The 25,574-nt window shown below is 37.5% G+C and carries 23 protein-coding genes; 17 read left to right on the top strand and 6 right to left on the bottom strand.

The annotated features are described in order from the left end of the window. The first annotated feature begins 50 nt into the window (after positions 1 to 50). The 17 genes from rsmH to ACLI50_RS18860 all read left to right on the top strand — a co-directional run bounded on the left by rsmH (position 51) and on the right by ACLI50_RS18860 (position 19,817). Positions 51 to 944 (top strand): 16S rRNA (cytosine(1402)-N(4))-methyltransferase RsmH, encoded by an 894-nt coding sequence (gene rsmH, locus ACLI50_RS18940; protein WP_202842308.1) that lies wholly within the window; start codon positions 51 to 53, stop codon positions 942 to 944. Between the two features lie 91 nt (positions 945 to 1,035). After that, a complete protein-coding gene (locus ACLI50_RS18935) occupies positions 1,036 to 1,401 on the top strand; it encodes an FtsL-like putative cell division protein (protein ID WP_002981890.1) in 366 nt (121 codons plus the stop codon). Further along, positions 1,385 to 3,376 carry a penicillin-binding transpeptidase domain-containing protein gene (locus ACLI50_RS18930; RefSeq protein ID WP_110011284.1) on the top strand — a complete coding sequence of 664 codons (1,992 nt, stop codon included), beginning with the start codon at positions 1,385 to 1,387 and terminating at the stop codon, positions 3,374 to 3,376. The genes ACLI50_RS18935 and ACLI50_RS18930 overlap by 17 nt, the downstream gene beginning before the upstream one ends. Before the next feature lie 55 nt (positions 3,377 to 3,431). After that, a complete protein-coding gene (locus ACLI50_RS18925; protein WP_411414415.1) occupies positions 3,432 to 4,892 on the top strand; it encodes a UDP-N-acetylmuramoyl-L-alanyl-D-glutamate--2,6-diaminopimelate ligase in 1,461 nt (486 codons plus the stop codon). A gap of 41 nt (positions 4,893 to 4,933) precedes the next feature. Next, on the top strand, positions 4,934 to 5,311 hold the full coding sequence (locus ACLI50_RS18920; RefSeq protein ID WP_137904594.1) for a four helix bundle protein: 378 nt from the start codon (positions 4,934 to 4,936) through the stop codon (positions 5,309 to 5,311). Positions 5,312 to 5,354: 43 nt separating this feature from the next. Further along, the gene (gene mraY, locus ACLI50_RS18915; protein ID WP_114819545.1) at positions 5,355 to 6,596 is read left to right on the top strand and encodes a phospho-N-acetylmuramoyl-pentapeptide-transferase; all 1,242 of its coding nucleotides are present in this window, start codon (positions 5,355 to 5,357) and stop codon (positions 6,594 to 6,596) included. Positions 6,597 to 6,658: 62 nt separating this feature from the next. After that, positions 6,659 to 7,996, top strand: coding sequence for a UDP-N-acetylmuramoyl-L-alanine--D-glutamate ligase (murD, locus tag ACLI50_RS18910; protein WP_411414414.1), 1,338 nt, complete (start codon positions 6,659 to 6,661; stop codon positions 7,994 to 7,996). A gap of 22 nt (positions 7,997 to 8,018) precedes the next feature. After that, on the top strand, positions 8,019 to 9,257 hold the full coding sequence (locus ACLI50_RS18905) for an FtsW/RodA/SpoVE family cell cycle protein (protein WP_411414413.1): 1,239 nt from the start codon (positions 8,019 to 8,021) through the stop codon (positions 9,255 to 9,257). A gap of 1 nt (position 9,258) precedes the next feature. After that, a complete protein-coding gene (gene murG, locus ACLI50_RS18900; protein ID WP_411414412.1) occupies positions 9,259 to 10,353 on the top strand; it encodes an undecaprenyldiphospho-muramoylpentapeptide beta-N-acetylglucosaminyltransferase in 1,095 nt (364 codons plus the stop codon). 106 nt (positions 10,354 to 10,459) lie between these two features. Further along, positions 10,460 to 10,753: a GIY-YIG nuclease family protein gene (locus ACLI50_RS18895; protein WP_411414411.1), complete on the top strand. Its 294-nt coding sequence runs from the start codon at positions 10,460 to 10,462 to the stop codon at positions 10,751 to 10,753. A gap of 144 nt (positions 10,754 to 10,897) precedes the next feature. Continuing rightward, complete coding sequence (gene murC / locus ACLI50_RS18890) at positions 10,898 to 12,256, top strand: UDP-N-acetylmuramate--L-alanine ligase (protein ID WP_202842293.1); 1,359 nt, start codon at positions 10,898 to 10,900, stop codon at positions 12,254 to 12,256. A gap of 65 nt (positions 12,257 to 12,321) precedes the next feature. Then, a complete protein-coding gene (locus tag ACLI50_RS18885) occupies positions 12,322 to 13,290 on the top strand; it encodes a cell division protein FtsQ/DivIB (protein ID WP_202842292.1) in 969 nt (322 codons plus the stop codon). Between the two features lie 79 nt (positions 13,291 to 13,369). Then, positions 13,370 to 14,755, top strand: a complete 1,386-nt coding sequence (gene ftsA, locus ACLI50_RS18880) for a cell division protein FtsA (RefSeq protein ID WP_120232264.1) — start codon at positions 13,370 to 13,372, stop codon at positions 14,753 to 14,755. 125 nt (positions 14,756 to 14,880) lie between these two features. Next, positions 14,881 to 16,794, top strand: a complete 1,914-nt coding sequence (gene ftsZ, locus ACLI50_RS18875) for a cell division protein FtsZ (protein ID WP_202842290.1) — start codon at positions 14,881 to 14,883, stop codon at positions 16,792 to 16,794. A 90-nt stretch (positions 16,795 to 16,884) separates the two neighbouring features. Beyond that, positions 16,885 to 17,331 carry a GatB/YqeY domain-containing protein gene (locus tag ACLI50_RS18870; protein ID WP_062672649.1) on the top strand — a complete coding sequence of 149 codons (447 nt, stop codon included), beginning with the start codon at positions 16,885 to 16,887 and terminating at the stop codon, positions 17,329 to 17,331. Between the two features lie 455 nt (positions 17,332 to 17,786). Then, positions 17,787 to 18,197 (top strand): BrxA/BrxB family bacilliredoxin, encoded by a 411-nt coding sequence (locus ACLI50_RS18865; protein ID WP_047099553.1) that lies wholly within the window; start codon positions 17,787 to 17,789, stop codon positions 18,195 to 18,197. Positions 18,198 to 18,302: 105 nt separating this feature from the next. Further along, positions 18,303 to 19,817: a GH3 auxin-responsive promoter family protein gene (locus tag ACLI50_RS18860; RefSeq protein WP_202842288.1), complete on the top strand. Its 1,515-nt coding sequence runs from the start codon at positions 18,303 to 18,305 to the stop codon at positions 19,815 to 19,817. 71 nt (positions 19,818 to 19,888) lie between these two features. On the opposite strand, the gene ACLI50_RS18855 is transcribed toward ACLI50_RS18860, so the two are convergent. From ACLI50_RS18855 to mutL, 6 genes are all read right to left on the bottom strand, one after another. After that, positions 19,889 to 20,299 carry a hypothetical protein gene (locus tag ACLI50_RS18855; RefSeq protein WP_343641284.1) on the bottom strand — a complete coding sequence of 137 codons (411 nt, stop codon included), beginning with the start codon at positions 20,297 to 20,299 and terminating at the stop codon, positions 19,889 to 19,891. A gap of 28 nt (positions 20,300 to 20,327) precedes the next feature. Further along, positions 20,328 to 20,690: a hypothetical protein gene (locus ACLI50_RS18850; protein WP_202842284.1), complete on the bottom strand. Its 363-nt coding sequence runs from the start codon at positions 20,688 to 20,690 to the stop codon at positions 20,328 to 20,330. A 4-nt stretch (positions 20,691 to 20,694) separates the two neighbouring features. Next, a complete protein-coding gene (locus ACLI50_RS18845) occupies positions 20,695 to 21,666 on the bottom strand; it encodes an endonuclease/exonuclease/phosphatase family protein (RefSeq protein WP_202842283.1) in 972 nt (323 codons plus the stop codon). Between the two features lie 73 nt (positions 21,667 to 21,739). Continuing rightward, positions 21,740 to 22,729: an endonuclease/exonuclease/phosphatase family protein gene (locus ACLI50_RS18840; protein WP_343641287.1), complete on the bottom strand. Its 990-nt coding sequence runs from the start codon at positions 22,727 to 22,729 to the stop codon at positions 21,740 to 21,742. Positions 22,730 to 22,738: 9 nt separating this feature from the next. Further along, a complete protein-coding gene (locus ACLI50_RS18835) occupies positions 22,739 to 23,494 on the bottom strand; it encodes a rhomboid family intramembrane serine protease (RefSeq protein WP_202842281.1) in 756 nt (251 codons plus the stop codon). Between the two features lie 5 nt (positions 23,495 to 23,499). Continuing rightward, positions 23,500 to 25,296 carry a DNA mismatch repair endonuclease MutL gene (mutL, locus tag ACLI50_RS18830; protein WP_343641292.1) on the bottom strand — a complete coding sequence of 599 codons (1,797 nt, stop codon included), beginning with the start codon at positions 25,294 to 25,296 and terminating at the stop codon, positions 23,500 to 23,502. Positions 25,297 to 25,574: the final 278 nt, after the last annotated feature.

Raw genomic sequence — 25,574 nt, 5'->3', positions numbered from 1 at the left:
TAGCAGTAGGTTATTAATTGATTAGTAGTAAATAAAAAACACAATTAAGCATGTATCATAACCCCGTTTTGTTGAAGCAGAGTGTTGATGATTTGGTGACGAATCCTGACGGAATATATGTGGACTGCACCTTTGGAGGCGGAGGCCACTCAAGAGAAATCCTGAGCAGACTTTCCGACAAAGGGAGATTGTTCAGTTTTGATCAGGATCTGGATGCACTTAAAAATACAATTGATGACCCAAGGTTTACATTAGTGAATCAGAATTTCAGATTCCTGGAAAACTCCTTGCTGATGTATGGCATTTCACAGGTAGATGGTGTTTTGGCAGACTTAGGTGTGTCTTCCCATCAGTTTGATGAAGCAGACAGAGGATTCTCAACAAGAAGCAATGCTCCTTTGGATATGAGAATGAATGTGATGCAGAATCTTGATGCCAAAAGAGTGATTAATGAATATGAGGAAGAAGAACTTGCAGACATTTTTTACCACTATGGAGAATTGAGAGAAGCAAGGAAGCTGGCGAGAGAAATTGTTCATCACAGAAAAACAAAAAGTATAGAAACCACGGAAGATCTGAAAAAATTGTTCAGCTACATTCCGCCTCACAAAGTGAATAAGTTCTATGCCCAGCTCTTCCAGGCAGTAAGAATTGAAGTCAACCAGGAGCTTGAAGTATTGAAAGAAATGTTGGTTCAGGCTTTTAATGTGTTGAAACCGGAAGGAAGATTAGTCGTTATTTCTTACCACTCTCTGGAAGACCGTTTGGTAAAAAGATTCCTGAAAAACGGAATGTTTGAAGGAGAACCGGAAAGAGATATCTACGGAAATTATAAAAAGGCATTTGAACTGATCAAGAGTAAAGCGATCATTCCTGATGAAAAGGAGATTGAAGAAAACTCAAGAGCAAGAAGTGCCAAGATGAGAACGGGAATTAAAGTATAAATGTGAATGAGTGAATCGTGAATCATTTAGCAAAATAAAACTGACTATTGACGCGAAGTAAATTCACTGCGAATCAAATTGACATAATAAATTGGCAAAAAGAACAACAAATCGCCCTCAGAAAAGACTCACTTTTATAGACATTATAAAAGGAAATTTTCTGAATCGTGATGAGATCAAAATACATTACAAGTATTTTCTTCTCTTGTTCGTTCTGATGATGGCCATGATTTATACTAACCATCTCGTCAATAAAAAAATAAAAATTGTAAACGCCTTAAAGGAAGAAACAGAAGAATACAAATCACGGAACGCTTACGCTCAAAGTAAGCTGATCAAAGTAAAAATGGAATCAGAACTGGGGAAAGAGGTTGCACGGGATTCATTGATGACCCTGGAAAACCACCCTCACAAATTGCTAATAAAACTGGATAGTACAGATGCAAAAGCAAAATGAATACGACAATAAACGTAAGAAAACGTTACGATGGGGCTACCTCTTTGCAGTGGTAGCTTTGTGCGTGTTTGTAATGTTCTTGGCAAGGATTGTGATCCTTCAGAATACCAATGTCCAGGAAATAAAAGATGATTACATTAATAAAAACTATCGTGAGGCCACTTTAAAAGCGGCCCGCGGAAACCTTTTTGCCTCTGACGGCTCTATCCTTGCAACCACTGTAATGCGATACGACATCTATCTTGACTTCAAAACAATGAAAGATACGGTGTACACCAACAACATCGGAGCGCTTACTGATTCTCTGAGCAAAATGTTCGGAAAACCAAGAAGTGAATTCAGAAAGAAGTTTGACGAGCAGAAAAAAAAGAAAAACCAGTACTACACTTTGGTGAAAGGACTTGATTTTGATCAATATGACAGAATCCGAAAGTTCCCGATCTTCAAAAAAGGTAAAAATAAAGGGGGATTTATCGTTGACAGAAACTATAAAAGAGAGTTAGCAACATCAGAAATCGGAGCCGGAACCATCGGTATGGACAACGGTGAACTTAAATCCGGACTGGAAGGTGCTTTCTCAAAATATTTAACCGGGACAGACGGCAAAAGACTCGAACAAAGAATCAATTCTTCCCAGTGGAAACCTATCGACTTCTGGAAGGTTCAGGAGCCGGTAGACGGTGAGGATGTTTATACGACTTTAGATCTTAGAATTCAGGACATTGCACACTCTGCTCTTGAGAAACAGCTGATTAATTTCGAAGCCAAACATGGCACCGTAATTGTCATGGAAGTTGAAACCGGAAAAGTACGTGCTCTTGTTAATTTAAGAAGAACAGAATCAGGAGATTATGAAGACTCTTACAACTATGCCCTGAAAGATAATATCGAACCTGGATCTACTTTTAAAACCATTTCTCTTTTAGCAGCAATGGATGACGGATTCATTGATGAAAATACAACAGTAAATGTAGGAAACGGAGTTTGGGTATATGCAAAACAAAGAATCTCTGACGGCCACGGTGGAGGAACATACGATATCAGTGATGTGTTGGCGAAGTCCAGTAATGTGGGTACAGCTAAGCTGATCACAAAGTATTATGCTGAAAAGCCACAGATTTTCCTTGATCACCTGAAACGTTGGAAATTATTCGATAAAATGGATATCGAGCTTCCGGGAATCACAAAACCGAAGATCGTAACACCGCAAAATAAAAGATGGAATGCCGCAACACTGGCTTCTATTTCTTACGGATATTCTTCCAACATCAATCTGCTGCAGCTGACAACCTTCTACAACGGAGTTGCCAACGGAGGAAAAATGCTTAAGCCCTTATTCATTGATAAAATCATGAAAGACGGAAAAGTGATGTACAGCGCAAAACCTGAAGTAATGGTAAACAAAATGGCTTCGGAGAAAGCTATTAAAATGATGACCAGTGCATTAACCAAAGCAGTAGAAAAAGGAACCGGACGAAGCATCTTTACTCCCAACCTGAAAATGGCAGGAAAAACAGGTACCGCAAGATTTGAATACTGGCTGCCTGGCCCAATGAAGTACCGTGCATCATTTGCGGGATTTTATCCGGCTGATGCTCCAAAATATACATGCTATGTCATGATCAGTGAACCCAATACCGCAAAAGGATTTTATGGAGGTTCCGTTTCAGCGCCGGTGTTTAAGGAAATTGCAGGAAAAACATTCCTGAAAACGCCTCAGAATATTGAAAAAGAAATGCTTGTAGACAAAAAGGTAAACCTTAGCAAAATGGTGGAGCCTAATGTCAAAGTAGCGGTCAATGATAAACAAATGCCTAATGTGGTAGGATTAATCGGGAAAAATGTAATCCCACAGTTGGAAAACTTAGGCTACCGTGTCGATTATAAAGGAGTCGGAAGAATCAAAGAACAATTCCCTCTGGAAGGCACCACGATAAGTAAAAACCAGAGAATTTATTTATCTCTGCAAAATTAAAACAAGGTTCGGAAGATCCATTAAACCGGAATAGGGCAAAGCCTTATTGATAAAGATGATTATAACAGAATTAGTAAACAGAATCCCAGTACTGGAAATCCACGGCGATAGCAACCGTGAGGTAACTGAGTTGGTGATCGACAGCAGAAAGGTTACAAAAAACTCTCTTTATATTGCCATGAGAGGAACAGTGGTGGATGGACATTCATTCATTGCCTCTGCTATTGAAAAGGGAGCTACCGCAATTGTTTGCGAAGAATTCCCTGAAACATTGGTGGAAAATGTAACCTATGTTCAGGTAAAAGATTCTTCTAAAGCCCTTGGTCATCTTGCTTCAAACTTCTATGGAAATCCTTCTCAGAAATTAAAACTGATAGGAGTTACAGGAACTAACGGAAAAACATCCGTTTCGACCCTTCTTTTTGATGTTTTTAAAAACCTTGGATATCCGGCCGCTTTACTTTCTACTGTTGAAATCAGAATTGGTGAAGAGGTTATTCCGGCTACCCACACCACTCCTGATGTGATTACCATCAACAGGATTTTAGCGGAAGCTGTTGAAAAAGGATGTGAATTTGCTTTCATGGAAGTAAGCTCACATGGAATTGCCCAAAACAGAATTGAAGGATTACACTTCAAAATAGCGGGCTTCACCAACCTTACTCATGATCATTTAGATTATCATAAAACGTTCGAAGAATATTTAAAAACAAAGAAAAGATTCTTTGATCAATTAGAAGATACCGCTATTGCCATCACCAATGTGGATGACAAAAACGGGAATGTCATGCTTCAGAACACCAAGGCTAAAAAGAAGTCTTACGCTTTGAAAACCATGGCAGACTATCACGGGAAATTATTGGAAGTGGATTTCAACGGAATGTTGTTGAACTTCAACGGAAAAGAGTTCTGGACGACATTAACCGGGAAATTCAATGTATATAATTTACTGCTTGTCTTTGGAATTGCTGCTGAACTAGGTTTTGAGCAGGATGAAATTCTTCAGGCTATCAGCAAATTAAAAAGAGTTTCCGGAAGATTTGAAACCTTCAAATCCGATGGTGGAATTTTCTTTATCGTAGATTATGCACACACTCCGGATGCTTTGGAAAACATTCTGGACAGCATCAACGATATCAGAACCAAAAACGAAAGATTAATCACCGTATTCGGCTGCGGAGGAGACAGAGATCACTCCAAAAGACCTGAAATGGGAAATATTGCCACTAAAAAATCAACCCTGGCAATCATCACTTCAGATAATCCGAGAACAGAAGATCCTGCACAGATCATCAAAGAAATTGAAGCAGGCGTTGAACCACAGAACTTCAGTAAATACACTTCAATTCCGGACAGAAAAGAAGCCATAAAAATGGCCATCAAGTTTGCAGAACCTAAAGATATCGTTTTAGTTGCCGGAAAAGGCCACGAAAACTATCAGGAGATCAATGGTGTGAAACATCATTTTGACGACAAAGAAGTAATTAATGAGCTTTGGAAATTAATGTCCAAATAGATTGAAAGATTGAATTCATTTAAAGATTTAAAAATTTGATAATGACAAAGAATTTTGAAAATTTTCCTGTATACATCAAAAGCTTAGATCTTATTGAAAAAGTCTATATTTTTCTTCAAAGTCAAAGTTTTGAAAAAGAATATGAATTTAATAACCAGATAAAAAGAGCGAGTTTTTCTATAAGTAATAATATTGCAGAAGGCTCAGAATATAATAATAACAGACAATTTATTAGATATTTAAAAATTGCGAAAGGCAGCTGTGCTGAAGTCAAAAGCATGCTGATTGTAAGTAAAAGATTAAAATTAGGTGACGAAAATAAAGCGGAAGAAATTATTGTCCTTTCAAGAGAAGTTTCTTCAAACATATCAAAGTTTATTAAGTATTTAAGTGAAAATATTGAGAAGCCCAATCTTTAAATCTTTAAATAAATTAAATTTTTAAATAATAAAAAACAGAAACATGCTATACTATCTATACGAATATCTAACCAACCATGGAATTCACGTTCCGGGATTAGGAATGTTAAAATACATTTCCTTCCGTGCCGGAATGGCTGTACTGTTCTCATTGATTATTGCTCTTGTCTACGGGAAAAGAGTAATCAATTACCTGAGAACTAAACAAATGGGAGAATTGGTGCGTGATCTGGGATTGGATGGGCAGAAACAAAAAGAAGGAACTCCTACAATGGGAGGGCTTATTATTATTTTGGCAACCATCATTCCGGTATTGCTGTTTACAAGAATTACCAATGTGTACATTGTGCTGTTGTTAGTTTCTATGTTCTGGATGGGTGCTATTGGTTTCCTTGATGATTACTTAAAGAAAATTAAAAAAAATAAAGACGGTTTAAGTGGTAAATTCAAAATTGTTGGTCAGGTCGGATTAGGGCTAATTGTCGGAATTACAATGTATTTCCACCCGGATATTACCGTTAAAAGAAAATATGCAGATGCTAAAGTGGTAAACAGGAACAATGTAGAGCAAAACTTTATGCCTACAGAAAAAATTACCGTTTCCACTGTTCCTTTTGCCAAAAATAATGAATTCGATTATAGTGGAATTTTATTCTGGATGAATGATAAAGATGCCCATGAGTGGGCATGGATTGTCTTTATTCCGATCGTGATCTTCATTGTAACAGCCGTTTCAAACGGAGCGAATATCACCGATGGAATTGATGGTCTGGCAGCAGGAACAAGTGCCATTATACTCCTCACGCTGGCTCTTTTCGCCTATCTTTCAGGGAACATCATCTTTGCAGATTATCTGAATATCATGTTCCTTCCGAATATGGGAGAAACCACCATTTTTGCAGTGGCAATGGTAGGTGCCGTAATTGGATTCTTCTGGTACAATACCTATCCTGCACAGGTTTTCATGGGAGATACCGGAAGTTTGATGCTGGGAGGAGTAATTGCCGTTTTGGCCATCATTTTAAGAAAAGAATTGCTGATTCCTGTATTATGCGGAATCTTCTTAATTGAAAACCTGTCTGTAATGCTTCAGGTAGTTGTTTTCAAATACAGAAAAAGAAAATATGGGCTGGAATATGCTCAAAACAACAGACTCTTCAAAATGTCACCATTACACCATCACTATCAAAAGGAAGGATTCCACGAGAGTAAAATCGTGAACCGAATGATTATCATCGGAGTAATATTGGCCATTGTATGTCTGATCACATTAAAAATGAGATAAAAAATAAAAGCTGTAAGCAATAAGCCTAAAGCTTAAAGCCTATAGCATAAAGCTTTTATAATATGAAAATAGTTGTTTTAGGAGGTGGAGAAAGCGGATGCGGAGCTGCTTATCTGGCTAAAAAGAAAGGTCTGGAAGTATTTCTTTCAGATAAAGGAGCCATTAAGGATAACTATAAGCAGTTTCTTACCGAAAATGAAATTGAATTTGAAGAAGGAAACCATGATGAAGAAAGGATTTTAAATGCTGACTGGATCGTAAAAAGCCCGGGAATTCCGAAAAAGGCAGACATCATCAATAAAATTCATGAAAAAGGAATCAGACTTTCCTCTGAAATTGAATTTGCTTCTGAATTTACAGATGCCAAAATCATCGCCATTACCGGAAGCAACGGAAAAACAACCACAACTTCCCTGATCTACTATATCCTGAAAAATGACGGATTGAATGTAGGTTTAGGAGGAAACATCGGATACAGCTTTGCCAAGCAGGTGGCAGATGAAAACCATGAATATTATGTACTGGAGGTAAGCTCTTTCCAGCTGGATGATATTCAGAATTTCAGACCTTATATTTCTTTATTGTTGAATCTGTCTCAGGATCACCTGGATCAGTACAACTACAATTATGAAGAATATGCATTGGCCAAATTCCGAATCACAGAAAATCAGGAGAATGATAACTTCTTCATCTACAATAAGGATGATGAAATGAGTAAAAATCTTCTGGAAAAGCTTGAAATAAAGGCGAAAATGATTCCTTTCTCAACCAAAGAGAAATTAACGGAAGGAGGTTTTGTGAATGATGATGAAATTGTGGTTAAAATGAAAGACGAATTCGCAATGAAAGTTGAAGAATTGTCTCTATTGGGAAATCACAATGTGGCCAACAGCTTAGCAGCTTCTATTGCCGGTAAGATATTAAAAATCAACAATGAAAGCATCAGACATTCATTGATGACTTTCCAGGCCGTAGAACACAGATTGGAGTTCGTTACTGAAATTGATAACGTAAAATACATCAACGACAGTAAAGCAACCAATGTAAATGCCACTTACTACGCTTTAGAAAGTATGAAAACACCAACCGTATGGATTGTTGGTGGATTAGATAAAGGAAACGACTATACCGAAATTGAAGATTTAGTCAAAAGAAAAGTAAAGGCAATCGTTTGCCTTGGAATAGATAACAAGAAGATCATCGATTTCTTTAAAGATAAAAAAGAGCTTATTTATGATACTTCAAGCATGGAAGAAGCAGTGAGAATTTCAAAATCACTGGCTAAAAAAGGCGATACCGTCTTATTATCTCCATGCTGCGCAAGCTTTGACTTGTTCAAAAGCTATGAAGACAGAGGACGCCAGTTTAAAGAACAGGTATTAAATACCAATGGCCACTAGCCATTAGCCAATAGCATTAAATATGGACGAACAGAACACAGAAAGCAGATTTGAATTTCTAAAGGGCGATAAAGTACTTTGGATGGTCATCCTTGTGATCTCCATTTTCTCTATTTTCCCGGTATACTCTGCAAGTTCAAATCTCGAATACATAGTCAATAACGGGACCACAACAGGCCACGTTATCAAACATATGTTCTTTGTAGTTCTGGGACTAGCCATTATGAGACTGGTAGGAACTATAAAATATGAATACATCGGAAAGCTCAGCAGTATTTTGCTCGGCCTGATGATTATTCTGTTGGTTGTTACCATGTTTACCGGACAAACCATTGATGGAGCCAGTGCTTCCAGATGGCTGAAAATTCCGGGAACACCAATCTCTTTTCAGCCTTCATCATTTGCCTTTTTAATGCTGATCATCTATCTGTGCAGGTATCTGACCAAAAAGATCACCAGGGAAAGGCTTCCGATAGAGAATATCATGTATATTTTCGGGCCTATCCTGCTTGTTTTTGTATTGGTAGCCAAAGATAACGGCTCAACGGCATTGATGATTTTAATGGTTTCCGTGGTGGTTCTTATCATAGGACAGCTTCACTGGAAATACATTGCAGGATTTATCTCCGCATCATTTGTAGCCATTGTGTTCTTTTTATTGATTGCTTTAAATACCAATATGATCGGTGGAAACCGTGTTCACACATGGATGAGCCGTATTGAAACCTTTACATCAAGCAAAGCCAAAACAGCAGATGTAGATGATGAAAGTGTAAAAGCAAAAAATTATCAGGTAATGCAGGCCAAAGCAGCCATTGTACACGGCGGAATTACCGGAATGGGGCCAGGAAAAAGTGCATTGAAACAAATGCTTCCGCAATCTGCCTCCGACTTTATTTTCGCAGTGATTGTAGAAGAATATGGAGTGATAGGAGCCGCATTCCTGATCAGTTTATACCTGATCATGATGATAAGGATTGTAATGATCGCCAGTAAAATGCCGGCATTCTTTGGATCGTTGCTCGTGCTCAGCCTCGGGGTGATGATTTTTATTCAGCTTTCAGTAAATATTGCTGTAGCGGTGAATCTGATCCCGGTAACAGGACAGCCTCTGCCTTTGATCAGTTACGGAGGAACCTCAATGCTGGTGACTTATTTACAGTTAGGTATTATTTTAAATATAAGCTCAAGAATTCAGATTTATGACGAAGAAGGAATGGGCAAAAAACAAAGTATAGCAGAAATAAACGATATCGCTTAAAATGGACAAAAAATTAAGAATATTATTATCCGGCGGAGGAACAGGAGGACATATCTTCCCTGCCATTGCCATTGCTGATGAGATCAGAAAAAGATTTCCTGATGCAGAATTTTTGTTCATTGGTGCCAACGGAAAAATGGAAATGGAAAAAGTTCCTCAGGCAGGCTATAAAATTGAAGGAATTGATATCGCAGGAATCGACAGAGGTAATCTGTTATCCAACCTGGGACTTCCTTTTAAGATTCTGAAAAGTTTATCAAAGTCTAAAAAGATTATCAAAAACTTCGCTCCTGATTTTGCTGTAGGAACAGGAGGATTTGCCAGTGGACCTGCTCTTTATGAAGCTAGCAAAATGGGAATTCCGATTTTCATACAGGAACAGAACGCTCACGCTGGGGTAACCAATAAAATTTTAAGCAAGAAAGCCAAAGCCGTTTTCACAGCCTACCCAAAAGTAGAAGGCTTTCCTACAGAGAAAATAAAGTTTCTGGGAAATCCGATTCGTGAGAATATTGTTTCAGGAATGCAGGAAACCGCTCAGGCAAAAGAGAAAATGGGATTGGATAAAGATAAACTTACGATTCTTTCTGTAGGAGGTTCTTTGGGATCCAGAACATTGAATAATGCCTGGAAAGAAAATATTGAGAATCTGAAAGAAAAAGGATATCAGTTAATTTGGCAAACAGGAAAGTTGGATTACAAAGAATTATCTTCCAGCCTCCAGCTTCCAGTTTCCATTCATTTGAAAGAATTCATCAAAGACATGGAACTTGCCTACTCTGCTGCTGATATCATTGTTTCCAGAGCCGGAGCTATTGCCATTTCAGAGTTGGCTGTAGCACAAAAGCCGGTGCTTTTGGTACCTTTCCCTTTTGCAGCGGAAGACCATCAAACCAAAAATGCCATGAACCTGGTTGAAAAAAATGCTGCCAGAATGGTAAAAGACACTGAAATGCAGGAAAAATTCTGGAATACATTATCAGAAATCTGCGAAAATGAAAGGATAAGAAAAGAAATGTCCGACAATCTGAAATATTTTGCCAAACCTAATGCCGCAAAAGAGATTGTAGACGAGATTTTTAACGTAATAAAATAGTTAGGAAAGGCTTCGACAAGCTCAGCCTGACATGAGTAAATAAAACAGTTAGTATTAGAGGTGTCACCCTGAGCTTGTCGAAGGGCCAGTAAGCAAACACTAATGAATGAAAATATATTATGTATACATTGTAAAATGTTCCGATAATTCTTACTATACAGGCTTTATCAATGATTTGGAAAGAAGAATTAACGAACATAATGACGGATTAAATTCTGAAAGTTACACGTATACAAGAAAACCTGTGGAACTTGTTTTCTACCATGAGTTTAATGATGTTAATCAAGCTATAAGATTTGAAAAACAAGTTAAAGGCTGGAGTAGGAAAAAGAAAGAAGCAATAATAAATGATAACTGGGATTTATTACCACTGTTATCAAAAAATAGGATGAAAGATTAGAAGGCTTCGACAAGCTCAGCCTGACACCGTTAAAATATAGTTTATTAAAGGGGCATGGATGTTAGTTGATGAAAGTCTTATAATATAAAATATTAGTAATAAAACTCTGAACTGGTTAAAGAGTTATTAAAGATTAAAATATAAATGAACATTTTACAAACATATCAGACTTTTTACTTCGTCGGAATCGGAGGTATCGGAATGAGTGCATTGGCACGCTATTTCAATGCGTCCGGAAAAAAAGTATTGGGTTACGACAAAACCAATACAAAACTTACTCAGAATCTGATGAATGAAGGCATTGATATTGTTTTTGAAGACCTTATTGATGAAAGGATCACATCCCTTCAGAAAGAAGATACGTTGGTAATTTATACTCCGGCTATCAAAACGCTTGGAATATTGGATTATTTCAATCAAAATCAGTTTGAAGTTTTAAAACGTGCTAAAGTTTTAGGCTTAATTACTGAAAATACAGACTGTATTGCCATTGCAGGAACTCATGGGAAAACCACCACGTCTACCCTTGTAGCCCATTTGTGTAAAGAGGCCGATCTTCCTTTCTCATGCTTTTTGGGAGGAATTTCTGAAAACTTTAAATCCAACTTCCTGTACAACGGTTCTACCTATTCTGTAGTAGAGGCAGATGAGTATGACAGAAGCTTCCTGAACCTTTCTCCGGACTGGGCAGTAGTAACTTCTACAGATGCAGACCATCTTGATATTTATGGAGATAAGAGCCATATCGAAGAAGGTTTCAGACACTTTGCAGCTTTAGTACCTCAGGACAAACAGCTTTTTGTAAGAAAAGGTCTGGAAATTGGCAGAGGGCACCAAACCTATGCAGTGAATGAGCCGGCAGATTATTATTCAGACAATCTGCGTATGGAACATGATAAGATTTATTTTGACTTCCATACCCCCACTGAAACAGTGAAAGATTTTGTCTGGGAAATACCGGGAATTCATAATGTGGAAAATGCCACTGCAGCACTGGCTATCCTGCATAATTTAGGCGCAGATTTTGATACGCTGAAAAAAGCAATTGCCAATTTTAAGGGAATTAAAAGAAGATATACCAAACATATTTATCAAAACGGTAAAATTTACATTGATGATTATGCTCACCACCCTACAGAAATCAATGCTGTAATGAGCTCAATCAGAACATTTTATCCGGATAAAAAACTTCTGGTAGCCTTCCAGCCTCACCTTTTCAGCAGAACAAGAGATTTCGCAGACGGATTTGCGGAAAGCTTAAGTAAGGCAGATGAACTCATTCTTCTTGATATTTATCCTGCAAGAGAACTTCAGGAAAATTTTGAAGGAATCACTTCAAACTGGCTGCTGGAGAAAGTAACATTAGATAAAAAAGAGGTATCGCCTTTATCCGATGCTTTTGAAAAAATAAAAGAAAAAGATTTTGACATCCTTCTTACTGTAGGTGCAGGAAATATAGACACCCTGTATGATCCTATTTGTGAATGGATAAATAAATTGTAAAAAGTAATAATGTATTTACGTATTCATGAATACATTTTACATAAATACATGAATACAAAAAATGTATGAAAAATAAATACAGAATATTAAAAATTGTTGTCACCGTAATTATCCTGGGATTGTTACTGAGCTTCTCGTTGAGGAGATTCAGCCGTGAGCAGATTACGGACAATAAGATTTCTGTAAAAATGAGTGAGAAAACACCGGTGTATTTTGTTGATGAAAAAGACATCAGGGAAATTGTAAAAAAAGAAAATCCATCAGGGAAAGTAGGCGATCTTAATATTCCTGCTTTAGAAAAAAAGATCAATTCCTTACCGGCAGTAGACAGTGCCAATGTTTATCTGAACCTGAACGGAAAACTGAACCTGGATATCAAACAGAGGGTTCCGGTCTTCAGATTAAACAAAGACGGAAAAGACTTTTATGTGGACGAAAAAGGAATTGAATTCCCAATTTCAAGAACCTATTCGCACCCATGTATGCTGGTAACCGGAAACGTACATCCGGATGAATATGAAAAACTGGCAGAACTGGTAGAAAAGATTGACAAAGATGATTTCAGTAAAAAATATTTTATCGGAATCTCTAAAAGTAAAGACAGTTACAGTCTTTTGACCAGCGAAGGAAACTACAGAGTTGAGATCGGAGACCTTGATAATATTGATTTTAAAGTAAGAGGATTTAAAACGTTTGTGGAAAAATACCTTGTGTATCAGGACCCTCAGAAATACAGCATGGTTTCTGTAAAATATCAGAATCAGATTGTCACTACTTTAAACCCTTATTTTAAAGAAAATGACAGTATTTTAAAGGCAGGAAAGATGGAACTGGCAAAAGTTCCTTCCCCAACAGCCGCTAAAAAGACGGAGGGTAACCCCAAAATTGCAGAGGTAAAAAAAACCGGTTCCTCAACAGTAAAACCGAAAGAGGGTACAAAGCCGAAAACCCATACAAAAGAAACGAAAAAGGCGGAGAAAAAGCCACCCGTCAAGGCCCAGTCCAAGCCTAAGGCAAAAGTAAAAATAGAATAAGTCCCTCAGGGCATTTAATACACAAATAGGAAACTATCCTTATAGATAAAAAAGTAGAAAAAAATCAAATCGATATAAAATGGAAAATCAAGAGTATTCAGTAGGTCTGGACATCGGGACAACGAAGATAGTCGCGATTGTCGGAAGAAGGAATGCACACGGGAAGATAGAAGTTCTCGGTGTAGGAAAAGCTAAGAGTCTTGGTGTTCATAAAGGTATTGTGAATAATATTTCACAAACCATTAATTCAATCAAGGCTGCAGTCTCCGAAGCACAATCCAGCGCCGGAGTTCCTATCCGCAAAGTTACGGTAGGTATTGCAGGAAAACACATCCGTTCTCTGCAGCACTCCGATTATATTATGCGTGAACATCCTGACAAATTTATTACAGACGACGACATCGAAGCATTAAAAGATCAGGTAAAAAAGCTGGTTATGCTTCCCGGAGAAGAAATTATCCACGTACTTCCTCAAGAATATAAAGTGGATTCCGAGGGGGAAATTCAGGAACCTGTCGGAATGCATGGAAAACGTTTAGAAGCCAACTTCCACGTCGTAGTAGGGCAAATGGGCAGCATCAGAAATATTGCAAGATGCGTTCGTGAAGCCGGATTAGAAATGGAAGCCCTTACTTTAGAACCATTGGCATCTTCTGAAGCTGTCCTTACAAAAGAAGAAAAAGAAGCCGGTGTAGCCATTGTTGACATTGGTGGTGGTACAACAGATATTGCAATCTTTAAAGATAATATCATCCGTCATACCTGTGTGATTCCGTACGGAGGCGGAATTATTACCGAAGATATCAAAGAAGGCTGTTCCATCATAGAAAAACATGCAGAACAACTGAAAGTAAAGTTTGGTTCGGCTGTTCCCGAATTAGAAAAAGACAGTACTTTTGTAACCATTCCCGGACTTCACGGAAGACCGGACAAAGAGATTTCTTTAAAAACTTTAGCGCAGATCATCAATGCAAGAGTAGAAGAAGTTTTGGAAATGGTGAATACAGAGCTGAAAGCTTACGGTGCTTTTGAACAAAAGAAAAAACTGATTGCCGGAATTGTTCTTACGGGTGGTGGTTCAAACCTGAAACACCTTCGTCAGCTGGCCAATTATACGACAGGTTTCGACAGCAGAATCGGTTTTGCGAATGAATATATCGCCAATGATAAAAATCAGTATCTGAAAGGCCCTGAATTTGCTACCTCTATCGGATTACTGATGGAAAGTTTAAAGATCAGAGACAAAAAACAGAATATTGACGAAGTTGTAGAAGTTGTTACAGAGCAGCCAAAACCGGAAGTTACTGCAGCACAGGCAGAAACAGCTCAACCTGTTCAGCAGGCAGCCCCGGTTCAGGAGCAGCAGTCTTTCGAAAATGAAAAGCAAGAGAACAGAAAAGCGAAATTGACCTTCGGGCAGTCGCTTATGGAAAAAGTAAAAAAATTCTTTGAAGAAGTAGAGTAAATAAATATAAATGATAAAAGATTAATGATCAATGATACCTGAAATAGATTAATATTTATTAAATTAAAGACGAATATCATTCATCAATTATCATCTATCACTTATCAATTATTAAAAGTATAGTTATGGAAAATATAGGTACACAAGGATTTTCATTTGATTTACCAAAAGGAAATTCATCCATTATAAAAGTAATCGGTGTAGGGGGCGGTGGAAATAACGCTCTGAAGCACATGTACGAGAAAGGAATCCACGGAGTAGATTTCGTGATTTGTAATACGGATGCTCAGACTTTAGATAATAACCCGGTAGCCAATAAAGTTCAGTTGGGAACTTCTATCACAGAAGGTCTTGGAGCTGGTGCCGATCCTGAAGTAGGAGAAAAATCAGCCATCGAAAGTATTGAAGATATCAAAGCTGCTATGGGTCAAAACACCAAAATGGTGTTCATCACTGCCGGAATGGGTGGTGGTACAGGTACCGGAGCCGCTCCTGTCATTGCTAAAGTAGCGAAAGACATGGGAATTCTTACCGTAGGTATTGTTACGGTTCCTTTCAGCTTTGAAGGGAAAAGAAGACTGGAACAGGCAGAAAACGGTCTTGATAAATTAAGAAACAATGTTGACTCACTTATTGTCATCAACAATGATAAACTAAGACAGCAATTCGGAAACCTTGGATTCAAGCAGGGATTCTCAAAAGCCGATGAAGTGTTAACCAATGCTGCGAAAGGTATGGCAGAGGTTATTACCGGTTACTTTGATGTAAACATTGACTTTAGAGATGCTAAATCTGTACTTCAGAATTCAGGTACTGCATTGATGTCTACAGGAACAGCTTCAGGTGAAAATAAAGCTGAAGAAGCGGTAAGAAAAGCCCTTGATTCTCCATTATTGAATGATAACAAGATTACAGGTGCTAAAAACGTATTATTATTGATCAGAAGTGGTGCTGAGGAAGTGACCATGGATGAGATCGGTATTATCATGGACCACATTCAGAAAGAAGCTGGAAACACAGCGGATATCATTTTCGGGGTAGGTGCAGATGAAGAATTAGGAGATGCGGTAAGCGTTCTTGTGATCGCCACTGGATTCTCTAATGACAATAAAAAATTTGCAGGGCCTACAGAGAAAATCAGAATCAGTCTTAATGATAGTTTTGAAGCACCTAAAAATTCTCCTTTCAAAACAAGAGAAGAAAGAGAATCTGCTCCTGAAGCAACGCATGATTTTGGTGGGAAAAACCTTTTCAGACTTGATGACGAAGAACACGACACTCCGTTCAATGTGACGTCTACTGAAAAAAAAATGATTATTGAAGAAGAACAGCCAAGAACTGAAATAAAATTCTTTGATAAAGAGGAAGGTACGGTAAATACTCCGGAACAGAACTGGAGAAATGAGGAGGAAGGAGAAGAAGAATACAGCTTATTCTCTATTGATGAGGAGAGTGAAGATCCTAATGATCTTGAGATCCAGTCTTTCTCATTTGATTTTGAAAATAAAAAAGAAGAACCACAATCCGGAACTCCTTTTAACAACTCGTTTTCAAATGAAAAGCCTGTTGAATTCAGTTTCTTTGTAAATGAGCCTATCAGAAATGAACCTAATACGGATTTCGGACAGCCAAAAGCAGAGTTTAATACACCTACAAATGCCGCTGTAGCTGAACCAGCTCAAAAGATTGAAACTTTCTATCAGAAACAGGAAGAGCCAAAAGTTGAAACGAGACCAGCTTTTGAAAACAAAACAGAAATTGAAACTCCAAAAACTGAAGAATCAGAATTCACTTTCGTGAATAAAACGATTGATCAGGACAGAGTTATTGAAAGAAGAAATAAATTAAAAGAATTCAACTCGCGCTACCAGAATTTTGACAGCACAAGTGAATTCGAATCTATTCCGGCTTTTAAAAGAAAAAATATTTCGATCGACGGAAACAATGCTTCAGACCAGAATATCAATACTTACCTGTCTGATAACAATGGATCCATGCAGATCAGAGAAAACAGATTTTTAAATAAAGATGTAGACTAAATTGCTATTGGCAGCTGGCTACTAGCAAATGGCTTTCGAGACCATATAAAAGCTATCAGCCAACTGCCAGAAGCCAAAAGCAAACAAACCATGAGTTTAGAAAATACAATAAACGAAGCTATAAAAACAGCAATGAGAGCTAAAGACAAAGTGGCTTTGGATTCTCTGCGTGCTGTAAAATCTCAGATATTACTGCTTAAAACAGAGGCTATCGGTGCCGAAGTAACAGCAGAACAGGAAATTGCTATTCTTCAGAGAATGGTAAAACAACGTAAGGATTCTTACGACCAATTTACGGCACAGGGAAGAAATGACCTTGCAGAAGTCGAAGATGCTCAGATGAAAGTTATCGAGCAGTTTCTGCCAAAACAGCTTTCTGCTGAAGAATTGGAAACAGAAATTAAAAATATTATTTCTGAAACCGGAGCTGAATCCGTTAAAGATTTAGGGAAGGTAATGGGAGTTGCATCAAAAGCATTAGCCGGAAAATCAGACGGAAAAAGTATTTCCGAGATGGCTAAAAAGCTCCTTTCTTAATGCGATTAGTTTTGGGATTTTGAGTTGATCTCAATCCTGCAAAACTGTGTCTCATTCCATAACTTAGGATATACAACCTTTGCATATCGATTTGATTAAGAAGCCCGGAACTCTTCAGTTCCGGGCTTCACTTTCTTTGGATATTAAAGTTTGTTAATCAGTTTTTAATTCTAAACTGAAAAAGAATTAAGCTACTACCATATTTCAGAGAGTATTTAAGTGGTTGATTGCTTGAGGGAAAGCTTTAAATGTTTTTTTCACGGTCGTTTGTTTTTCAGAATCATTTCAAATTTAATAATAATATTTTAATATTCCTATAGTTAATTCACGTTTTTTAGAATATTATTGCAATATTAACAGTCGGTTAATTTTATATGACTAATCAATTGATAGTTTTTATATATTGAACAAACGCAAAGAATTGCTTAACTTTGTAGGGATAAAAAACAAAATATATGTATCCAACAGATTTAGTAATGCCTATGAAGGCAGAGCTTACAGATAAAGGTTTTCAGGATTTAACAACTCCGGCTCAGGTAGAAGAAGCTTTGAAACAGTCCGGAACCACATTATTGGTCATCAACTCTGTATGTGGTTGTGCGGCAGGTGCTGCAAGACCAGGAGTAGTATACTCTTTGACAGGAGACAAAAAACCAGATCATTTAACGACTGTGTTTGCAGGATTTGATACTGAAGCAGTAGTAGAAGCAAGAAAACACCTTGCTCCATTCCCTCCAAGTTCTCCATGTGTAGCGCTTTTCAAAGATGGTGAATTGGTTCACATGCTGGAAAGACATCACATTGAAGGGAACCCTGCAGGAGCTATCGCAGCAAATCTTCAGGCCGCATACGATGAATATTGCTAACAAGCAATCAACTAAATACCAAACCGTTACAAAATTTGTAACGGTTTTTTTATTTAATGCCGTAAAAAATTTTCTGAAAATTCAAATATCATTATATTTGTTGAAATGGCAACCAAAGCACTTTTCAATACCGTAGTTAACTGGTTTATCCGTCAAAGGATTGATCAGATACAGAATTTTATAGACCATCCGATTGAAACCCAGAAAGGTATACTCTTTTCTCAGCTGTTTCATGCGGAAGATACGGAATATGGTAAATTATACGGATTCAATTCTATCTCAAGTTATCAGGATTTTAAAAACAAAGTTCCTATTGTTACCTATGAAGAAATGGAACCTTTTATTGAAAAAGCAAGACAGGGACATAAAGACGTAAGCTGGCCGGGGCTTATTAAACATTTTGCCAAATCATCGGGTACCACCAATGCTAAAAGCAAATTCATTCCGATCTCTGCCGAAAGCCTTGAATACTGCCACATGAAAGCCGGAAAAGACATGGTTTCGATTTATGCCAACAACCATCCCGAAAACCAGCTTTTTAATTATAAAAACTTACGCTTAGGTGGAAGTTCCGAGCTTTATGCGGATTTTAATACAAAATTTGGAGATTTATCTGCGATCCTGATCGACAACCTTCCGTTTTGGGTAGAAATTACCACTACTCCCAGCAAGAAAGTTTCTTTGATGGGAGAATGGGAAAGTAAGCTTAAAGCAATTACATCCGAAGTAAAAAATGAAGACGTGGGAAGTATTCTTGGAGTACCAAGCTGGATGATGGTTCTTCTGCAAAGAGTATTAAAGGAAACCAATGTAGGAAGTATTTCGGAGCTGTGGCCTAATTTAGAGGTGTTTTTTCACGGTGGAATCAGCTTTAAGCCCTACAGGGAACAATTCAGACAGATCATCGGAAAAAACATCAATTACTACGAAATTTACAATGCTTCCGAAGGCTTCTTCGGTATCCAGGACAGATCAGACAGTGATGAGATGCTTTTAATGCTGGATTATGGGATATTTTATGAGTTTATTCCAATGGATCAGTTCCATTTTTCAAATCCTAAGGTCGTAAGCCTGGAAGATGTGGAATTAGGAAAAAATTATGCAATGGTGATCACGACCAATGGAGGACTCTGGAGATACCTGATTGGTGATACCGTTGTCTTTACCTCAATCAATCCGTTCAGAATAAAAATAACAGGAAGGACAAAGCACTATATCAATGCTTTTGGGGAAGAACTGATGATTACCAATGTAGAATCTGCTCTTGCAAAAGCCTGCGAAGCAACAGGAGCACAGATCACAGATTTCACGGGAGCACCGGTTTTCATGAAAGGAAACGAAGGAGGCGCTCATGAATGGATTTTTGAATTCAGCCAGCACCCGGATGATCTGGAACACTTTATTGATGCTTTTGACAAACACTTAAAGACCATCAATTCAGACTATGAAGCGAAAAGATACAACAATATGACTCTGAAAAGGCCGATTGTACATATCGCCAAAGAAAATCTGTTCTATCACTGGCTGGAAGCTAAAGGAAAGCTAGGCGGACAAAATAAGGTACCAAGACTAAGCAATGACAGAGAATATATTGATCCATTATTGGAAATGAATAAATAAGAGAGAAAGACTCCTAACTCTCAATTGCATATAAAAAAGCCGTAATTCTGTTGAACTACGGCTTTTATTATTTATTTGCTTAAATCTTCTTTTACTTTTTTCGCGGCTTCTTCTACTTTCGAAGCCCCTTTTTTGGCAGCCTCTTTTGCATCCTGCCCTACTTTGTTGGCCTCAGCTTTGATATCCTGACCCGCTTTATTAAGATCCTGTTTTGTCTTATCTGCAGTGGCATCAATCTTATCTTTTGCCTTCTGTGCGGCATCATCAATCTTATTACCCGCTTCATCTACCTTAGCTTTCACATCTTCTTTAGCGTTGTTGATCTTTGCAGTATCCACAACGTTTGGTGTTTCTGTAGTGGTAGTGGTTGTAGTGGTAACTGATCCGTCAGGATTTTCTACCTGTTCTGTTTTTGTTGTTGATTTTGTACATGCTACCGTGAATACTGAGATCACCAGTGCAGCTAAAATTTGTTTTTTCATATTGTTTATTTTTTAATGGAATCTGGATTTATTCTGATTTAGTTTCCTGCGCAGCCGTCTTTTCTGCTGTTTTTAGTTTCTTTTCGGCTTCTGCTTTTTTCTTTTCTTCTTCCTGTTTTGCTTTATTTTCTTTTTCGAGCTCGGCTTTAATTTTATTTTCTTCGTCCTGAAGCTTTTTAGCCTGTTTTACAGAATCAATATACTGGGGAGAAGACATTCGTATTTTGCGTGCAATATCCACTGAAACGGCTCCTGTAGAAAAGGAATCGACAGCAGTAGTATCATAACTTATTTTAACTTCCTGCTCAGCCCCGAATCCCGGTGATTCTTTCTTCGAACAAGCAGTAAAAAGAATGATAAAAATAAAAATCGCAGCCAGTAAATTTTTCATGGAACTAATTTAATAGAAATTCCGCAATTACAGGATAGTGATCCGATAATTTCACAGACTGGTCTACTTTATAGCTTAGCGGAATGATTGATTTCGAACTGAAAATATAATCAATTCTCAAAGGCACTTTATAATCATGGAAACTGCTGGCACTGCCCTTTCCGGCAACCAGGAATGCGTCCTGAAGGTCTTTTCCAAGGTTATAATACTCATATGAATTGGGAACAGAATTAAAATCTCCGGCCAGAATAACAGGATAAGGAGATAAATCTATCATTTTTCTGATTCTTTTTACCTGGTCTTCATGTGCCTGAAATGTAGGAGTCATATGAGAAAGTAGCGTTGATACATTTCCCAAACCTAGTTTATCAAGTTTCGTAAACATAGATTTATGAAGTCTGAAGGGTTCAAGATACACATTAATAATTCGGATTACTTTTCCATTAATGTCTATATCAGCATAAAATGAATTTCCACGTGCTTTCTCGTCAATAAGCTCTGCTTGTCTTACAATTTTATGCTTGGTTTTAAGAATAACCGACGGGTATTTTATAAGATCACGCTGTATAACACGGTTTGTATCTTTTTCCTGTACAAGAATAATATCTGCATCCTGTGCCTTGATATAATCTTTTACTTTATCCCAGCCATATTCTCCATATTTCACATTAAAAGTCAATACCTTAATATCACGGATTGTTTTTAAATTTTCTGTTTTTGGGGAAAAGTTGATCCATCGTCTGATCGGATTATAGAAAATAAATGTACCTAATACAAAAGCAATGGCTATTTTTTCTTTTTTGAAGATCCAGATCAGCGTTAGAATTACATGTGCCAGTATCAGATAAGGAAAACCAAGAGACAGAAGATTCAGGTTGCCTAAAATGTTTGGTGGAATCCATGCATTCCCCAATGTGCATAACAGCAAAACAGCAACAACGATATGTATAAATAGTAATATCTGGTTCGACTTCATGAAAAAACGGTCTTGGTACGATTTTCTTTCAACAAAAATCCTACCAAGCAGACAATTTTAACTCTTTTTATGATTATTTATTCTCCGTAGAAAATGTTACTGCGACAGGATAATGATCTGAAATACTTACAGAACGGTCAATTTCGTAAGATATTGCCTTTAATGACTTTGAAGAAAAAATATAGTCGATCCTGATGGGGAATTTATAATCGTGAAAACTGGTTGCACTTCCTTTTCCTGCAGTCAGAAATGCATCGTCAAGCCCATCAGATAAATGATAATATTCGTAAGAATTGGGAACAGAATTGAAATCACCTGTAAGGATAACAGGGTAAGGCGAATTGTCAATTACTTCACGAATAAGCGCTACCTGATCCTGATGTTTTTTAAAGGTAGGAATGAGTCTCTTAACAACATCTTTTATTTTTTGTTCGTCGTTATCGGTATCTCCGTTAAGTTTCACCATCTCTTTTTGAAAGCGAAATGGATTGAGATAGACATCAATGAACCTGTAGGTTTTGCCTTTAATTTCTATATCAGCCAGCACACCGGGAATTCTTACCTCTTCATCTTGAGGATCAATAATCTGCTGTTTAATGATTTTATGCCTGGTCAGAATTGTTAAGCCGCCTCCGGGATTTGCTTTCTGATAACCATCAAACTGATATTTAATACCCGCGTCCTCCTGTAAAAGAATAACATCAGCATCCTGAGATTTCAGGTACGGTCCTACCTCTTTGTTTCCTATTCTGCCAGCCCTTGTATTAAAAGAAATCACTTTTATTTCAGCGTTTCCTTTCTGATCAGAATAGTTAACCCATCTTTTTACAGGATTCATAAATGCCAAACCCGCCAACATAAATACAAAAGCCCTTTTTTTCCAGCTTAATACCCAGAATATGGTCAGGATCATATATAAAATCATGAGAACCGGGAATCCTAATGACAGCAGATTAAACCATGGAAAAATCTTTGGCGGTACGTAAGCGTTCAGTAAAGTACCCAGCAGCAGAAACAAAATTCCCAGATGGATAATAAATACTATGAGTCGGAAAATCTTCACAATGTTACTTTAGTTGAATCTGTATAAATGCTTTTTCCATATCCTTGCCAAAAGCCATCCAACCAAAGCTCCTCCTACGTGAGCAAGGTGGGCAATGCCTCCTCCGTTTCCTGATACTCCAAGATATATTGAAATTACAACAATAATTGGTAAAAGATATTTTACTTTAATCGGAACAGGAATAAACATAATTCCGATTTTAGCATCGGGATATAATGTGGCAAAAGCTGCTACTACTCCGAAAATAGCGCCGGAAGCACCCATCATACGAGATATAAGCAGGTTATAATATTGACTGGATAATTCCTGTCCTTCAACTGTTGTAGCACTGATCTTCAGACTTCCCACATAATCAAGTGCGGCTTTTGGATAAATTTCGGCCGCGCTAAGTCCCATATCTTGTAAACCAGAAATAATTTGCTGAGCTTCTACAAAATTCCAAAGATTGAATAAGAAAAACGAGCCTAGTCCACTTGCGAAATATAGTATCAGATATTTTTTATCTCCCAATGTTTGCTCCAGAATAGGTCCAAAGCTAAATAATGTAAACATATTAAATAAAATATGCATTATACCCCCAGGCTCTCTAAATGGAGCGTGCATAAACATATGGGTAATAACCTGCCAGGATTTAAAATTGGGAGAGAATGGATAAAACCCAGAAAGTGTATCGTATAAATTCGGAAGCATAAAATTAGCAACCAAATAAACAATAATGTTGATAATAATAATGTTCCTTGTAATGGGTGGTATATTGTTAAACATATTTTTTAAAATTTGTTTTTAAAGTCATTAAACGGAACTTCATAAAAGCATCTTTTGCCATCCGGTAAAAATTCCGGGAAGCCTAATGCTGTAAAGTCTTTGATCAGTTGTTCCGCATCTTTTTTATAAATAAAGTCAAATCTGGATTTCGACTGCATTTTATTCCATTGGTTATGGTAATACTGCATGAATTCTTCTTCCGTCTTGTAATCCAGGATCTCAAAAAGGTTCTCCAGGAATTTCATGGCCTGGGTTTCTTTCAGCCCTTCCGGAAGTGAATCTATTCGAAGTACACTTTCATGAGCAATTTTCATGTCAAACCCTAATTCCGGAAGATATTTTTTGATCGAATTGTATTTTGCCTTTTCGATTTCATTCATATGATACTCCAGGGAGAAAAGAAGAGCATGGCTGTTTGTGCTTGATTTTCTGGTGGATTTGTTTCCTTCAGAAACCAACAGTCTGTGCATTCTTCCCAGATCCAGCATTAAAGTGACATCTCCTTTGTTAAAAAGCCAGTATCCATTGGGAAGCCTCATCAGATCTTCATCAAAATCCTCATCTTCAAACAGATTAATCTTTGAAGGCTCTGCTGTAATATTCTGATGGTACATTTCCGTAAGGTTCTGAATTTCCTCCGGATGTACTACATTTTTCTCTTCCAGAAACGGATTATAGTCTTTATCTACAATGATTTCAGGCATTTTGAAAACACCTCCGCCGGATCCTCCTCCATTTCCTTTGCTCGGAATAGGTTTATTCATCATTTCATCCAGTTCGGGATCTCTGTCGAAATCCAGGCTTGGAGAAACATTGTAAATCCCTAAAGATCTCTTAATGGTTGAACGAAGCAAAGCAAAAATAAGATGCTCATCTTCAAATTTCACTTCAGTTTTCTGTGGATGGATGTTAACATCTATTTTCTCCGGATCAAGTTCCAGAAAAAGGAAAAAGGATGGCACATATCCAGGCTGAAGCAGGCCTTCAAAAGCTTCCTGTACTGCTTTATTGAAGTATGCACTTCTGAAGTATCTTCCATTAACAAAAAGGAACTGCTCGCCTCTTGCTTTCTTGGCCCCTTCAGGTTTAGCAACAAAACCATGAAGTTTACACCAGATAATGTCTTCTTTAATAGGAATCAGAAGCGGCTGAAGCTTTCTTCCGAAAACATCCACAATACGCTGCATCTGGCTTCCTTTTCTCAGTCTGAAAACAGCTTCATCATCATGAAAAAGGGAAAACTCCAGATTCTCATGAGCCAGTGCAACACGCTGAAATTCATCAATTACGTGTCTGAATTCAATATTATTATTTTTCAAAAATTTCCTTCTTGCAGGAACATTGTAGAAAAGATTTTTTACTAAAAAATTTGATCCGTCTGCTGTCTGAACCGGATCCTGAAACTGGAAAACCCCTCCTTCGATATAGATATTGGTTCCAATGGAAGTATCCTTCTGTTTTGTTCTGAGCTCCACCTGGGAAACTGCTGCTATAGAAGCCAGCGCTTCACCACGAAATCCTTTGGTGGCTATCTTAAAGATATCTTCAGTTCCTTTGATTTTTGAGGTAGCATGCCTTTCAAACGCCATACGGGCATCTGTTTCAGACATTCCTTTTCCGTCATCCACCACCTGGATAAGGTTTTTCCCGGCATCTCTGATGATCAGTTCAATTTTCGTTGCATCTGCATCAATAGCATTTTCCAAAAGTTCTTTCACGATGGATGCAGGCCTCTGCACCACCTCTCCTGCTGCAATTTGGTTGGCTACATGATCCGGTAAAAGCTGAATAATATCTGACATAAAAACGTAAATCAACTTACAAAAATAGTCAATGAAAACGGGAATTAAAATACTAAAATCGTGATTTAATATTTAATTATCAACATTTTTGCCTATTTATCCCCAACCGGTTTTTTTAATGTTTGTAATGAAGGGCGTTAGCAAGTTTATTGCTCCAATCCGGAAATCTTTATTTCAACAATCGTTAAAAACAGGACAAAAACAAGTCATTTTTACATAATTAAATTAATTTTTAAGAAAAATGCCCCTATTCTATGATAAAATAAGGGCACTTACAG

The sequence above is a fragment of the Chryseobacterium cupriresistens genome (assembly GCF_046614675.1).
GTDB lineage: Bacteria > Bacteroidota > Bacteroidia > Flavobacteriales > Weeksellaceae > Chryseobacterium > Chryseobacterium cupriresistens.
Note: the sequence above shows the minus strand (reverse complement) of the source record. Positions and strands in the feature narration are given on the sequence as shown.

Coding starts and splice junctions, on each gene's coding strand:
- murC (WP_202842293.1), top strand. CDS start 10,898: ATGAACATTTTACAAACATATCAGACTTTTTACTTCGTCGGAATCGGA.
- mraY (WP_114819545.1), top strand. CDS start 5,355: ATGCTATACTATCTATACGAATATCTAACCAACCATGGAATTCACGTT.
- ACLI50_RS18855 (WP_343641284.1), bottom strand. CDS start 20,299: ATGAAAAAACAAATTTTAGCTGCACTGGTGATCTCAGTATTCACGGTA.
- ftsA (WP_120232264.1), top strand. CDS start 13,370: ATGGAAAATCAAGAGTATTCAGTAGGTCTGGACATCGGGACAACGAAG.
- ACLI50_RS18905 (WP_411414413.1), top strand. CDS start 8,019: ATGGACGAACAGAACACAGAAAGCAGATTTGAATTTCTAAAGGGCGAT.
- ACLI50_RS18895 (WP_411414411.1), top strand. CDS start 10,460: ATGAAAATATATTATGTATACATTGTAAAATGTTCCGATAATTCTTAC.
- ACLI50_RS18925 (WP_411414415.1), top strand. CDS start 3,432: ATGATTATAACAGAATTAGTAAACAGAATCCCAGTACTGGAAATCCAC.
- murG (WP_411414412.1), top strand. CDS start 9,259: ATGGACAAAAAATTAAGAATATTATTATCCGGCGGAGGAACAGGAGGA.
- mutL (WP_343641292.1), bottom strand. CDS start 25,296: ATGTCAGATATTATTCAGCTTTTACCGGATCATGTAGCCAACCAAATT.
- ACLI50_RS18865 (WP_047099553.1), top strand. CDS start 17,787: ATGTATCCAACAGATTTAGTAATGCCTATGAAGGCAGAGCTTACAGAT.
- rsmH (WP_202842308.1), top strand. CDS start 51: ATGTATCATAACCCCGTTTTGTTGAAGCAGAGTGTTGATGATTTGGTG.
- ACLI50_RS18860 (WP_202842288.1), top strand. CDS start 18,303: ATGGCAACCAAAGCACTTTTCAATACCGTAGTTAACTGGTTTATCCGT.
- murD (WP_411414414.1), top strand. CDS start 6,659: ATGAAAATAGTTGTTTTAGGAGGTGGAGAAAGCGGATGCGGAGCTGCT.
- ACLI50_RS18870 (WP_062672649.1), top strand. CDS start 16,885: ATGAGTTTAGAAAATACAATAAACGAAGCTATAAAAACAGCAATGAGA.
- ACLI50_RS18850 (WP_202842284.1), bottom strand. CDS start 20,690: ATGAAAAATTTACTGGCTGCGATTTTTATTTTTATCATTCTTTTTACT.
- ACLI50_RS18845 (WP_202842283.1), bottom strand. CDS start 21,666: ATGAAGTCGAACCAGATATTACTATTTATACATATCGTTGTTGCTGTT.
- ACLI50_RS18920 (WP_137904594.1), top strand. CDS start 4,934: ATGACAAAGAATTTTGAAAATTTTCCTGTATACATCAAAAGCTTAGAT.
- ACLI50_RS18835 (WP_202842281.1), bottom strand. CDS start 23,494: ATGTTTAACAATATACCACCCATTACAAGGAACATTATTATTATCAAC.
- ftsZ (WP_202842290.1), top strand. CDS start 14,881: ATGGAAAATATAGGTACACAAGGATTTTCATTTGATTTACCAAAAGGA.
- ACLI50_RS18930 (WP_110011284.1), top strand. CDS start 1,385: ATGCAAAAGCAAAATGAATACGACAATAAACGTAAGAAAACGTTACGA.
- ACLI50_RS18885 (WP_202842292.1), top strand. CDS start 12,322: ATGAAAAATAAATACAGAATATTAAAAATTGTTGTCACCGTAATTATC.